Here is a 12,367-nt window from a genome sequence, read left to right on the forward strand (position 1 = left end):
ATCATTCGATCGCCAATTCAAATCCCTCAACAGCAATGGAAGAGCTGATGCCGAGTTTTCACCACGGCGACGTTGAAATTGCCTATCTCGACGAAGGCGAGGGTGAGCCGATCGTGCTCGTGCACGGCTTTGCCTCGACCAAGAACGTCAACTGGGTCTATCCGACCTGGGTGTCGGAACTGACCAAGGCGGGCCGGCGCGTCATTGCGCTCGACAATCGCGGCCACGGCGAATCCGGCAAGCTCTACGATCCCGCGCAATACGATATCGAGATCATGGCAAGCGATGTCATCGCTCTGATGGATCATCTTAGGATCTCGAGCGCCGACATCATGGGCTATTCGCTGGGCTCGCGGATGACGGCGATCCTGGCGCGGAAGGCGCCGGAGCGGCTGCGCTCGGCGATCCTCGGCGGCATCGGCATCGGGCTGATCAAGGGCGGCGGTCCCGGCGAGAATGTGGCGACCGCGCTGGAGGCGCCGTCGCTCGCGGATGTCACAGACCCGGTCGGGCGCACCTTCCGCGCTTTCGCCGACCAGACCCGCTCCGATCGCCGTGCGCTCGCCGCCTGCCTGCGCGGTTCGCGGCGCCTGATGACGCGCGAGGAGGCAAGTCAAATCGGCGTACCGGTGTTGATCGCGGTCGGCGGCAAGGACGAGATTGCAGGGTCAGCATCGGCGCTGGGCGAGATCATTCCTGGGTCGGAAGTGCTCGACATCCCGAACCGCGATCACATGCGCGCCGTTGGCGACAAGGTCTACAAGACGGGCGTCGCCAACTTCCTGTCACAGCGGAAGTAGATCGTCCGCGCCGATTCTGGCAAAGGCTCTTGCGGCCGCGATCAGCATCGCGAAGGTCGCGACCCAGGCCATGCGCGCGCCGTAGCGGTCATGCGGGCCGGAAATCACTCCGCAGACGAAAGCATTTCCAAGGAAAGCGAGGGTGACGGTCCCGGCGAGCAGCGTGATGTCGTCGAGGCGACGCCGCCACAGGCCGCGCCCGAACAGGATCGCGACCACCAATATCGAGGCCAACGCGACGGGGACGTGGATGCGGTTGACCGCGGTGAAATTGAGTTCCCAATTCTGCTGATGTGCCGCGCGCATGGGCCTCAGCTCCGAGGGGACATAGCGCGCGATGATGCCGTAGGTGTGGGGAATCCAGCCAGTGGTTCCTTCGCCGGTCGCGACAAGTGCGAGTTGCTGGGCGGTTGCGGCAAGCGCCGCCTCGGCCTGTTGTGCCGGATACTCGGCCAGCGACTGCAGCACGATGAAGCCCATTTCGTCGTTCAGGCCCTTGAAGCGGCCGAGCGTGTTGAACATGCTCTTGCCCCACAGGAATTCATCGGCGGTCGCTGGCAGCTCGTCGCGATAGGGGCAGAGTTTCAGCTTTTGTTGCGCGCAATGATCGTGCAGATATCGCGTGACGAAGCCATCCTGCAGCATGCGGCCAAAGGCGACGCCGTAGCCGCCGGGCGTCCAGGCGAGCTGGCCCGACAACGCAAAGTTGGCTGTCAGCAGCATCATGGCGCCGGCGACGATGGTCAGGCTGCCGAGTGCGAGGCCCTTGGCTGGGATCATCAGGCGCAGGAAAGGGCGGACGATCCACCCGACGCAGCAAAGGCCGAGCAGCACTGCGAGCGTCGCGCTGTGCGAGGCGGCTGCAAACGCAACGAAGGCGAACAGCGCGCATTTTTCGAGCGGCGAAGTCTTGTCGCCATGCAGGACGAGTACATACAGCGCGAGCACGGACAGGCCGGCAAAGATGTCGGTCAGTAGCATGCTGGCAAGCCAGGGCAGCGCGGTCGTGAGGATCAGCGCAAGGCCAATCGCGACCAGCCGGACCGGCCGCGCCAGACCGAGCACGTGGAGGGTCAATTGCAGGATCCACAGTGTCGCGAGCGCCTGGATGCCGAGATTGAGCCAGAAGCTCGAATTCTCTCCGGCATGCAGATAAATGCCGAATACCGTTGAACGGCTCGGCGCCAGATACCCTTCATACCAGCGCGCCAGGTAGCCGCCGGTATCCCATTGGAGCAGCGGATAGCCGTTCCACAGGGCGGGCGCGAGCAGGAGGAGGGGTAGGGCGACAGCTGCGATCCAAACTGACCGAGAATCGGTCAGCCGCGCGCGCAAGATTTGCGTATTGATGACGTGCCCCCAGTTTTGGGCCGACCATGCCCAAAACCACGGCCGGGACGAAATCCGCCAATAGTTGCAGGGATCCCGCTTGATTTCGGCAAAATTCCGACCACCTGCTTGGGACGTCCGCAGGGCAGGCATTCGGCTATGGTCTATTTCGCCGAGCCCCTCCCGCGACGCGATTGATCCGCCGTGCTATAACGCACAAACGAACAATTGATTTTGCGAGAACAGGCGATGGCAGTTCATCACGTCAATCCGCAGGGAGGCAAGCTCGCGGCGCTCGATCCGATCTGGGATCGCGTGCGCGGCGAGGCCGAAGATATCGTTCGGCGCGAGCCCGAGCTGGCATCCTTCATCTATGCGACGGTCCTGCACCACGATCGGCTGGAAGACTCCGTGGTGCATCGCATTGCCGCGCGCCTCGACCATTCGGCGTTGTCGGGCGATCTGATCCGCCAGACCTATGACGAAGCGCTGCGCGATGAGCCCGATATCGGCAACGCCTTCCGCGCCGATCTCGTCGCCGTCTATGACCGCGACCCCGCGACCTCGCGCTTCATCGACCCCTTGCTCTATTTCAAGGGCTTCCACGCGCTTCAGACCCACCGTCTGGCGCACTGGCTCTACCATAAGGGCCGCAAGGATTTTGCCTATTACCTGCAGAGTCGTTCGTCGGCGGTGTTCCAGACTGACATCAATCCGGCGGCCAGGATTGGCCGCGGCATCTTCCTCGATCACGCCACCGGCTTCGTCTGCGGCGAGACCGCCGTCATCGAGGACGACGTCTCGATCCTGCACGACGTCACGCTCGGCGGCACCGGCAAGGAGAACGAGGACCGCCATCCGAAAATCCGCCGTGGCGTGATGATCGGAGCGGGCGCGAAGATTCTCGGCAATATCGAAGTCGGCCATTGCGCACGCATCGCCGCGGGTTCGGTGGTGGTCAAGCCGGTGCCGCATAACGTCACGGTTGCGGGCGTGCCGGCCAAGATTGTCGGCGAGGCGGGCTGCGCCGAGCCGTCGCGCACCATGGACCAGATGCTCAACGCGCTCGGGCTTTGATCTAACGGCCCTTCACGCAAGCAACAAACTTGCGCAGAATCGGATTGCCGGAGCCTGAAAGGCTCTGGCGATCCGCGTCGTCTCGTCCTAAAACCCCCCGGAAAATCATCGACCCGATTGGAGACTGCCGTGGACGTTCAGGAAGTCAGGAAACTCGACGCCTATCTCAAGCGTGTATTCGGCAATCCTAAAATCCGCGTGGTGCCGCGGCCGAAGAAGGACGACTCGGCCGAGGTCTATATTGGCGAGGAATTCATCGGCGTGCTGTTCGTCGATGACGAGGACGATGATCGCTCGTTCCAATTCCAGATGGCGATCCTGGAAGAGGATCTGGGCGAGTAGGATTCTGCTCGGCAGAACACCGTAGGGGTCGGCATGGGCGCATCAGTGCCGTGCCACCATCGCCATGCGTCCGCTGTCATGGGCGCGCTAAATCGATCTGGAAACTTTCGCGCTATCCCTTTGCGCTGTGCATTTGCGCTGCGAGGCGATCCATCGCGGTGGCGAGGTCGCGCCACTGCACGAGCCAGCTTCGCGGAAAGCGGAACGTCAGATCGGCGCCTTCGATCCGCCGCTCGCTCAGGCACATGCCGGGCGTGATGGCGTCGCGCGTGCAGCGCGCTATCAACGCGGGCTCGATCGCCGTGAACAGATCCTCGCCGCCATAGGGCGACCCGTCGCGAAACGCGCGCGTCGTCAGCCCGTCGTCGACTTTCGAGGCTTGCTCGAGGTAGCGAGGATAGATGGTGCGCATCCGCATGTCGGGCGCAAGGGAATCGCGATGGGCCGCGATCGACACGAATATTCTGTCGATCGGCTGCACCCTCTCGTCGATCGTATCGGCACTATAGTGCTTCGGCGCCGCTGGCGCCTCCAGCGAAGGATAGAGGAAGCTGAGGTCGACGCGCTCCTGCGGCCCGGAGTGGCGCTGGATCTTCATGCGCACCGCCGAGGTCGGCACGTTGAACAGTGTGCCGCCGACGCTGACCGGCAGCCGCGAGGGGTCGCTTGAAGGAACGGTCGCATAGGTCGGCCACAAGAGATAGGCGACGAACGCAATCGCGCCCGCGGTCATGACGCCGGCGACCGATATCGGAACCAGATGGGCGCGAGGATTGCGGCGCGTGTCGCGGGCAAGATGCTGGGCCGTCGAAAGGAGCGTCATGGATGAGGGGCTTCGGATCAGGTCGGGACAAGCCGAATCATCTTCCGAATATGCCATGCGCTGGCCGATCCCCGTATGATTTCAACAAGAATCGCTCCGGGTCGACCCATGCGCCAGCGCGCCGGCCGGGCGGGGCAATTAACCCTTTCTTAAGGATCATGTGGCGGACGGCCACCGATTTTGCGAAAGCAGGGTCTGGTTGTTGCGTAGCGGAAGTTCCGATGTCGCCTGATGCCCTGAATTCCCTGTTCTCGCTTTGCATCGGCTTTGCCCTCGCGGGCGCGCTCGCCCACGGCTACCAGGCGATGGCGGAGCGGCCGGCGGGCTTCGGATTGCTGCAGGAGGGCGTGGCGCCGAAGACTTTCGCAGCGGTTCCATTCCTGGTTTTCGCAGCGCCGTTCATCATCATGCGCAACACATTGCGCGGCGCCCGCATCGAGCGGCGCCGTTTCGAGTTCGTGATGATGGCGACGATCATCGCGGGCTTCTGGAGCCTGATGTCCGGGACCTTCTTCGTGATGACCCTGCGCGCCGCAGGTCTGCTCGCCTGAACTTCAGATCGCGATCCGCCTCGCTTGAAACGGCGATACCCGCCGTGCCAAGGTCTCTGTCACAAGGAGACATCCATGGCGATTTACGAGCTCGACGGTCAAGCGCCCGAACTTCCCGCTGATGGCAACTACTTCATCGCCGATACCGCTGTCGTGATCGGCAAGGTTCGCCTGCTACAGTCCGCCAGCATCTGGTTCGGCGCAGTGCTGCGAGGCGACAATGACTGGATCGAACTCGGCGAAGGCTCCAACGTTCAGGACAATTCGACGCTTCACGTCGACCCGGGTTTTCCGCTGACCATCGGCAAGAACGTCACCATCGGCCACAACGCGATCGTGCACGGCTGCACGCTTGAAGATGGTGTTTTGATCGGGATGGGATCAATCGTGATGAACGACGCGCGTATCAGGCGCGGTAGCGTCGTCGGTGCCGGTTCTGTCATCACCGAGGGCAAGGAGTTTCCGGAGTATTCGCTGATCATCGGTGCGCCCGCGCGTGCGATCCGCACGCTGGAAGCCGCGAAGATCGAGATGATGGCAATGCCGGCCAGGTCCTATGCCATCAGGGGACCGCAATACAAAGCCGGGCTGAAGAAGATCGGCTGAAGGGTCATCAACTCTTCCGGCCCCGCTTGCGCGCGCGCTTCGGCGCGGGGCTGTCTTGCTTCGCTGCACCCTGCAGCCTCGCGCTCTTTCGCAATGCATCCTTGAGATCGATCGGAATGCCATGCTTCTTGAGCAGGTCGGCGAAGGCCTCGTCGGCCAATTCCTGAAGCGAGGCCATCCGGTCCCGTCCAAGCTGCTTCAACTTGTCAAACGTGTCGTCGTCAAACTCGATCAGCTTGCGCAAGCCGCATGCCTCCTCTGTCCGGCGGAACCAGCCGCTTGCGGGATCGTTGAATTCCGCAAAGGAGAATTCCGATGCGCAAATTATCCGTCGCCGTCGCGTTCGCGACAATCGCGATTCTGTTGGCGCCGGCCGCCAGCGCCCAAGGCACCGGCGGCTCCTCGTCCTCCGCCAGTCCCTCGTCAGGCGGCACTGCGTCGTCACCGCAACTCACGTCGCCGCCACCCGGCACCAACAGCGCCGGCACCGCGCTGTCCTCCGGAAACAGACTGAACGCCGGTGAGGGCGTCACGACCGGCACGGCGAACACGCCGAGCGTCGACCAGGCCATCGCGGACGAAAACAAGACAGTGGACCGGCGGCTGAAGGGTATCTGCCGCGGTTGTTAGAGCATGATCGTCGCCTTGGCACGGAGCTGCGTCGCCGACTCGCCGGCGACCACTTGGCCTCTGGTCGCGCAGAGTTGAGTGCGACATACAGCGCACAGCGGGAGAGGTGACCTTACATTACCGTGGCATATTTGGACGCGGCACGGGTCGCACGGTCCATGGTAAAGGAGAGAAGTAATGTTGCGTAAAACGATGCTCGCCCTGGTGGCGGCGGCCTCTGTCGGCTTGCTTACGGTGGATGCCGCATCGGCCCGCGGCGGCTTTGGCGGCGGCGGCGGTTTCCATGGTGGCGGCGGCTTTGGTGGCGGCGGTTTCCATGGTGGCGGTGGCTTTGGCGGTGGCGGCTTCCGTGGTGGTGGTTTTGGCGGTGGTGGCATCCGTGCTGCCGGTATTGGCGGCGGAGCCTTCCGAGGCGGTCCCGGTTTTCGCGCAGGGGCAATTGGCGCCGGTCCGGGTTTCCGCGCGGCGGCAATAGGCGGCGGCTGGGCCGGCCGCGGTTGGGCCGGCCGTGGCTGGCACGGCGGCTATCGCCGCTACGGTTTCCCCCTCGCCGTCGGTGTTGGACTGGGCTATGGGCTCGGCTGGGGCTATCCGTATTACGGCTACTATGACGATGACTACGGTTACGGCTACGGCGATGCCTATTACGGCGATTCTGGCTATGGCCCGTACGGAGGCTATGGCGCGTACTACGACAGCGCTGTCGGCGGCGGTTGCTATTACGTCCGCCGGAGCGTGCACACGGCGCATGGCCGGCAAATCCGACGTGTGCAAGTTTGCAACTGAGCTTCGCGTAGCTCGAAGAAGGGCGCGCAGCGATCAGGCTGCGCGCCCTTCAAGTTTTTGCGGTTCCTCATCTCATCGCGCACTTGGAGCTTCGGTTCTGAATGAATCAGAACCGATTGTGCGCTTGGCCGCTCTATGAGCCGGCGTACCAGCCTTCGGGAAACGGAATCAACGGCCAGGGCCCAGGGTTGTCATCGCGCAGCACGCCGTATTGGTCGGCGACCTTGATCTTCACGTCGCCGACCTTGGGGCCGTTCGTGTCGGTCTTGACTCCGTCGGTGCGTACGAGGCCTGCAGCCAGCGTGTGGCCTGCGCCCACCGCGGCCGATGCGGACGAGACCGGCTCCGCCTTGGCCAATCCCACAACATCCGGGGTCGGAACGGGTTCGTCACTCATCAATGTCCTCCTGGGGCGCACGGCGTTTTCGAGCGAGCATTCCGGGGGTGCGTGGAGTAACGCGTTGGGGAAAGGGCTCGAGGCGAGGCGCATTGAGCAAACAAAGGCGGTGCGTGGCAAATCACCAGCCTGCGAGCTAACGACGCAAAATGGTCACATGGTAGATATTACCCCTAACGAAACGAGTGCATTTCAATCTCGAAACCCACCGCTTCGCTTGACACGCCAAGATGATAATCGGGAAATGTGTGTAGCGGTTCTCCCTCGCGACAAGCGCATAGCGTTTGTGCGGAGATCACGCTCAAACAAAAATAGAGCGCGACGATGATTCATCTTGTCGCGCTCTTGGGGCTCCAGTTCTGATTCAATCGGAATCGATCATGCGCTAGCTCAGCACGCCGTATTTCTTGAACCACGCCTGCATTCGATTCCAGGCATCCTCGGCCGCCTCCTTGCGATAGCTCGCACGATAGTCGGCGTGGAAGCCGTGCGGTGCGCCGGGATAAACCTTGAACTCGGCGGTCTTCTTGTACTCGGCGAGCGAGGCCTTGAGCGTCTCCACCGTCGCGACGGGGATGCCGGTGTCGGCCTCGCCATAGAGGCCGAGCACCGGTGCCTTCATTTCAGGCGCAAGCTGGGTCGGGCTCTTCGGCCACGCCGGGTTGGGCGGATCGACCGGCGGGCCGTAAAAGGAGACGCCCGCCTTCAGCGCGGCGTTGTGGGCGGCGTATTCCCACACGGTGCGTCCGCCGCGGCAGAAGCCGATGATGCCGAGGCGAGAGGTGTCGCCGCCCTGCGATTTCGCCCAGGCCACGGTGCTGTCGAGGTCGCTCAACAGCTCGGCGTCCGGCTTGGCGTTCACGATCGCCAGCACCTGCGGCATGTCGGTGATCTTGGTGAGGTCGCCTTTCCGGAAGTAGTAATCGGGCGCCACCGCGAAGGCGCCGAGCTTGGCGAGCCGCCGCGTCACGTCCTTGACGTATTCGTGCAGACCGAAGATCTCCATCGCGACCAGCACGACCGGCGGGTTGTTGACGCCGGCGGGCCGCGCGAAATAGCCGGGCATCTCGCCGTCAGCGACCTTGATCTTCACGTCGCCGACGGTGAGGCCGTTCGTGTCGGTCTTGATCACGTCGGCGCGCACGGGGCCTGCAGCCAGCGTATAGCCTGCGGCCGCCGCCGCCGATGCGGTCATGAAACCGCGGCGCGAGACCGGCTCGGCCTTGGTCAGTCCGACGACATCCTGGGTCAGAATTGGTTGGGCACTCATCAACGTCCTCCTTGGGGCACAGCGTTTTTCTTGGGCACCGCGTTTTCGAGCGAAGCGCATTCCGGTTCGCGTGGCGAACCGCGTCGGGGAAAGGGTGCCTTGGGGAGGGGCATTCAGCAAGCAAAGGCGGCGCGTGGCAAATCACCAGCCTGAGAGGCAACGAGAAAAAAACAAGGCCGTCGACGTAGTATACCGTCAACGACCTTGCCAGCCCCGGATATTGAAATCGGCTCACGCCATCCGGTGGCGCACCATGACTCGGATTCGGAACCCAACATGTGATCCAGTTCACAAAGTCAGCATTAATTCACGCTACCGGGCGTTCGGGGGGACAGATGGGACCTGCCCGTCTGGGCGCGCGGCCGGTCAGGTCAGGCGAAACCGCCGTAAGGCGGGTTCTTGGGCCGCAACTCAGTGAAATCATTAGAACATTATCGGTTGCGAAGGTGTAGATTTCTGTTCTAACCGGGGCACGAGCTGGGTGATCGATGAGCCTAGCCGCGCGACCTGTGACGCTTGCGGGACGAGGTCCGCGTCTCCTTTGACCGCTTGCGCTGCGACTGCTCTGCGGCGGGCTCGTTCGCCTGTGCGTTCGCGAAGGACTGCCGCAGACCCTCGATCGCCTCGGTCAGCGCTGCGACCTGTTCGGAGAGTTTCTTGGTGTCGCCCTGCTGCGATGCAATCAGCCGCCGCATCGTCTGCAACTGGTCCTGCACCATCTGCAACTGGTCGATCGATTCCTGCTGTGTCGCTTCCAGCCCCTTGGTCTTTTCGACCAGCACCTCGGAGGCCTGTGCGGTTCGCACCTGTAACTGGCGGGCGGCGACCGTGCGATCCGACTCGGGGGCGTTGCCGGTGTAGGCGCGCCATACCGTGATCGAGCCGATGCCGAGAACGACGAGCACAAGCGCCACGGCCCCGGTGGCGATCGGCTGCGCGCCAACGCCATTATTCGGCTGTGGATTCCGGGGGGCAAGCTCGACCATGCGACCAAAACCCGAGATAATTCCAATGGTTCCGAATAGCATAACCGTGGCGGAGCCAAAACCCGAGATTCGCAAAACCGCCGGCTCCGGTGGCAAATCGCCGCAAAATCCTGGCTTCTGCGTCAAAATGGGACTGTTTGCATCGCGCGAAGCCCTGTCTCGCTCCCGGTTTGGACGCGTCTGCTTCGGGCGAATCAGCTCTTTCCGTATTCAGTGCGCGCCGGCTGTGAGTCAGCATCGCGGCCTGGCGTGGATCATCCGCGGCCAAATTTGCAGGGTCACAGGAGTGTCGGCTGCCCCCGGGCCCGCGGGCAAGCCGCGTCGCCCATCGAGGAGGGTCTCTGCCGACACCCCTGGATCAGGAGCGGGCGAGATCGCCGAACAGCGGCGAGATCAGCAGATCCCGGCGGCCCATCGCTTGGGATACAGGGCTTCCGCGAACTCTGCTGTCCGTTTGGCGGGCTGATAATCGAGCCGCGGCAATAACTTCCGCCGTGCAAATACAGCAATATGCGAGGTCGCTCACTCTCCGGCGCAAGCGACCATTCGCACGGCGACACCGTCGCAGTCGACCAAATCGAGCAACGATACGGTTTCGGAGCGGTGAGTTTACGACCGCGGAATTCCGGAGCGAGGTTGACAGAGGCTTCCCACAAGCCGGAGCGCCCCCTTGCGAAACCAGACAACGCCGCAAGGCCGGCCGATGCCTTCGACGATCAAACAGACTGTTTCGGGTTTCGCCAGTTGCGCAGGAAGCAATCTTCGATGACCAATCGATGCCGGCCTGAGTGCGACTGGTTGATATCGTTGTCGGATCGCTACGCCATTCGGACACGCGACGAGAGTCGGTTTCCGCAGCCGCTCCAACCTCCGTTCCGGCGCGGAGCCTACCAGACACAACCATAGGCGCGCGCCTCTCTTCGTCGGCAGTGGAACGCCGACGACTACAACCGTAGCCCGTTAATCGATGCCAGATCGATCAAACCGTGAAAACATCTACGCGAACGCTGCCGCGGCGACATTCAGTTCGTGTCTGACACGGCGACCACCCATTACGCGAGAGTTCATCATGACCATCACGATCCCGAACGATCCAACAGGCGGACCGGCAGCCGGGAATGTCAGAGGTCTGACCGCGCGAAGCCTCGTGCTTGGCTATGGTACCCTTGCCTATCTCATCTTTTTCGTCACGTTTCTCTACGCCATTGGATTCGTCTCGCAATATGTCGTTCCGAAAACCATCGATAGCGGCCAATCGGCATCAATCGGCATGGCAGTCCTGATCAATCTCCTGCTGATGTCGCTGTTTGCGGTCCAGCACAGCGGCATGGCGCGTCAGGGATTCAAGCGGCTGTTCACGCGGTTTGCTTCTCCGGCGATCGAGCGCAGCAGCTACGTGCTGCTGGCGAGCCTGACGCTTCTGCTGCTGTTCTGGCAATGGCAGCCGATACCGGTCGGGGTTTGGGATATCGAAAATCCGATTGCTGCGGGCATTGTGACGGCCGGCGGCTTCTTCGGATGGCTGGTCGTGCTGTACAGCACGCTCCTGATCAGCCATTTCGAATTGTTCGGACTGGCGCAGGTGGTCAACCATTTCGCGGGCCGTGTCGCTGCACCGATCGAGTTCAAGACGCCCGGCCTCTACCGCTTCGTTCGCCACCCGATCTATCTCGGCTTCATCATCGCGTTCTGGTGCGTACCGAGGATGACGGTCGGTCACCTGCTGTTCGCCGCGGTGACCACCGCTTACATCTTCGTCGGAATCTATCTCGAGGAGCGGGATCTGGTGGCGCTGTTCGGCCAGAAGTATCTGCGCTATCGGGAGCGCGTGGCGATGCTGGTGCCTGGCCTGTTTTGAGGGGACGCCTGCGCCAGATCGCGGCAGACGGTTCGAGAGGCCGGGGGCCTCTCCCCACTGGCGGCGCAACGTCCTTCGCTGCACGCGGATTGCGGCGGCTTCACAACGCAGATATCAAAAGCGCGAAAGACGCGATCAGCGTAGCCGTACTGAGGGTCACTACGACCAGGGCTCTTTCGCTGTTGGCTTGTAAATTTCTGTCATCCATTACGACCAACGCCGGTTCGCGCATGTCGTTCCCGGGGGAAGTCTTCATGGCGGGGCGCGGAACTGAGTCGGCCTTACGATCGCCTCATCCCTCGCGAGGGCGGCGAGCCTGTCCAGTTGGCCAGCCAAACTCCTAAAGCTTCTAGCGATGTTCTTCAGCGTAGCTTCGCGATCCTTGGAAATGCCGTCCGACTCAGCGAGCTTTTTATATCGGTTAGCGAATTCTTCGCACATCGCAGCAGTCATCATCAGTTCACTCCCGGATCGTGGATGCGGTTCAGGCGGGAGCGCAACCGGTCTCTCAGCCACCGGCGCCCTGACATGACCGGTGATACCGAGGCAACGGCCCAATAAAAGGACGGTTGCTAAGCGTTGCCCGGAACTCCGTTCACCATCGAAGAGATACGGAAACGAAAGCAGCTAGTTTCACCGGATCGCAAGACACCTGACCAGTCGCCGAGCGCACTGAACGCTTGGGAACTCCACGCCGAATGGAGCGCGGGCTGGCACCTCGACGAATGGAACGACTCCACAACGCGGAGGTAATCTCAGCAAGGAGGTGCCTATGAAAAAGCGCTCGTTGTCACGCCTCCTACTCTGATGCGCAATCCGGCGTCGCGGCGGATCGGTACTGTGCGCACGTGGCACCTCGCGGAGGCGCAGCGAGGCGGCCATCAATAGCCAGTCGATGATTATCCCGAAGCG

General features: G+C 62.4%; 14 protein-coding genes. 8 read left to right on the forward strand and 6 right to left on the reverse strand.

The features are described from left to right. The first annotated feature begins 47 nt into the window (after window positions 1–47). On the forward strand, window positions 48–800 hold the full coding sequence (locus JQ553_RS32095; protein ID WP_212504076.1) for an alpha/beta fold hydrolase: 753 nt from the start codon (window positions 48–50) through the stop codon (window positions 798–800). On the opposite strand, the gene JQ553_RS32100 is transcribed toward JQ553_RS32095, so the two are convergent. Next, entirely contained in the window at window positions 786–2,135 is a 1,350-nt protein-coding gene (locus tag JQ553_RS32100) for a hypothetical protein (RefSeq protein WP_249144744.1), read from the reverse strand. The two genes, JQ553_RS32095 and JQ553_RS32100, sit on opposite strands and share 15 nt — an antisense overlap. Window positions 2,136–2,378: 243 nt before the next feature. Between JQ553_RS32100 and cysE the strand changes: the two genes are divergently transcribed. Together cysE and JQ553_RS32110 are read left to right on the forward strand one after the other, a co-directional pair. After that, entirely contained in the window at window positions 2,379–3,206 is an 828-nt protein-coding gene (cysE, locus tag JQ553_RS32105) for a serine O-acetyltransferase (protein ID WP_212504077.1), read from the forward strand. A gap of 129 nt (window positions 3,207–3,335) precedes the next feature. Further along, window positions 3,336–3,548 (forward strand): DUF3126 family protein, encoded by a 213-nt coding sequence (locus tag JQ553_RS32110; RefSeq protein WP_212504078.1) that lies wholly within the window; start codon window positions 3,336–3,338, stop codon window positions 3,546–3,548. A 112-nt stretch (window positions 3,549–3,660) separates the two neighbouring features. On the opposite strand, the gene JQ553_RS32115 is transcribed toward JQ553_RS32110, so the two are convergent. Beyond that, entirely contained in the window at window positions 3,661–4,371 is a 711-nt protein-coding gene (locus JQ553_RS32115; protein ID WP_212504079.1) for a hypothetical protein, read from the reverse strand. Window positions 4,372–4,592: 221 nt separating this feature from the next. Between JQ553_RS32115 and JQ553_RS32120 the strand changes: the two genes are divergently transcribed. Together JQ553_RS32120 and JQ553_RS32125 are read left to right on the forward strand one after the other, a co-directional pair. Next, complete coding sequence (locus tag JQ553_RS32120; protein ID WP_212504080.1) at window positions 4,593–4,922, forward strand: DUF6949 family protein; 330 nt, start codon at window positions 4,593–4,595, stop codon at window positions 4,920–4,922. A 75-nt stretch (window positions 4,923–4,997) separates the two neighbouring features. After that, window positions 4,998–5,528: a gamma carbonic anhydrase family protein gene (locus tag JQ553_RS32125; protein WP_212504081.1), complete on the forward strand. Its 531-nt coding sequence runs from the start codon at window positions 4,998–5,000 to the stop codon at window positions 5,526–5,528. A 7-nt stretch (window positions 5,529–5,535) separates the two neighbouring features. On the opposite strand, the gene JQ553_RS32130 is transcribed toward JQ553_RS32125, so the two are convergent. Next, window positions 5,536–5,772, reverse strand: coding sequence for a hypothetical protein (locus tag JQ553_RS32130; RefSeq protein ID WP_212504082.1), 237 nt, complete (start codon window positions 5,770–5,772; stop codon window positions 5,536–5,538). A gap of 71 nt (window positions 5,773–5,843) precedes the next feature. Here JQ553_RS32130 and JQ553_RS32135 point away from each other — a divergent pair, with 71 nt between their 5' ends. Continuing rightward, complete coding sequence (locus JQ553_RS32135) at window positions 5,844–6,158, forward strand: hypothetical protein (protein ID WP_212504121.1); 315 nt, start codon at window positions 5,844–5,846, stop codon at window positions 6,156–6,158. Window positions 6,159–6,335: 177 nt separating this feature from the next. Further along, window positions 6,336–6,944: a hypothetical protein gene (locus tag JQ553_RS32140; RefSeq protein ID WP_212504083.1), complete on the forward strand. Its 609-nt coding sequence runs from the start codon at window positions 6,336–6,338 to the stop codon at window positions 6,942–6,944. Between the two features lie 133 nt (window positions 6,945–7,077). Here the strand turns inward: JQ553_RS32140 and JQ553_RS32145 are convergent, their stop codons facing one another. The 3 genes from JQ553_RS32145 to JQ553_RS32155 form a co-directional block, all read right to left on the reverse strand. Next, window positions 7,078–7,341 (reverse strand): hypothetical protein, encoded by a 264-nt coding sequence (locus JQ553_RS32145; protein WP_212504084.1) that lies wholly within the window; start codon window positions 7,339–7,341, stop codon window positions 7,078–7,080. Window positions 7,342–7,726: 385 nt separating this feature from the next. Further along, window positions 7,727–8,536, reverse strand: coding sequence for a dienelactone hydrolase family protein (locus tag JQ553_RS32150; protein ID WP_409363107.1), 810 nt, complete (start codon window positions 8,534–8,536; stop codon window positions 7,727–7,729). Between the two features lie 569 nt (window positions 8,537–9,105). Further along, window positions 9,106–9,597: a hypothetical protein gene (locus JQ553_RS32155; RefSeq protein WP_212504086.1), complete on the reverse strand. Its 492-nt coding sequence runs from the start codon at window positions 9,595–9,597 to the stop codon at window positions 9,106–9,108. Window positions 9,598–10,666: 1,069 nt separating this feature from the next. On the opposite strand from JQ553_RS32155, the gene mddA reads away from it, so the two are divergent. Beyond that, window positions 10,667–11,455 (forward strand): methanethiol S-methyltransferase, encoded by a 789-nt coding sequence (gene mddA / locus JQ553_RS32160; protein WP_212504087.1) that lies wholly within the window; start codon window positions 10,667–10,669, stop codon window positions 11,453–11,455. Window positions 11,456–12,367 lie beyond the last annotated feature (912 nt).

Origin of the sequence: Bradyrhizobium lablabi, from assembly GCF_018131005.1 — a bacterium.
GTDB lineage: Bacteria > Pseudomonadota > Alphaproteobacteria > Rhizobiales > Xanthobacteraceae > Bradyrhizobium > Bradyrhizobium lablabi_D.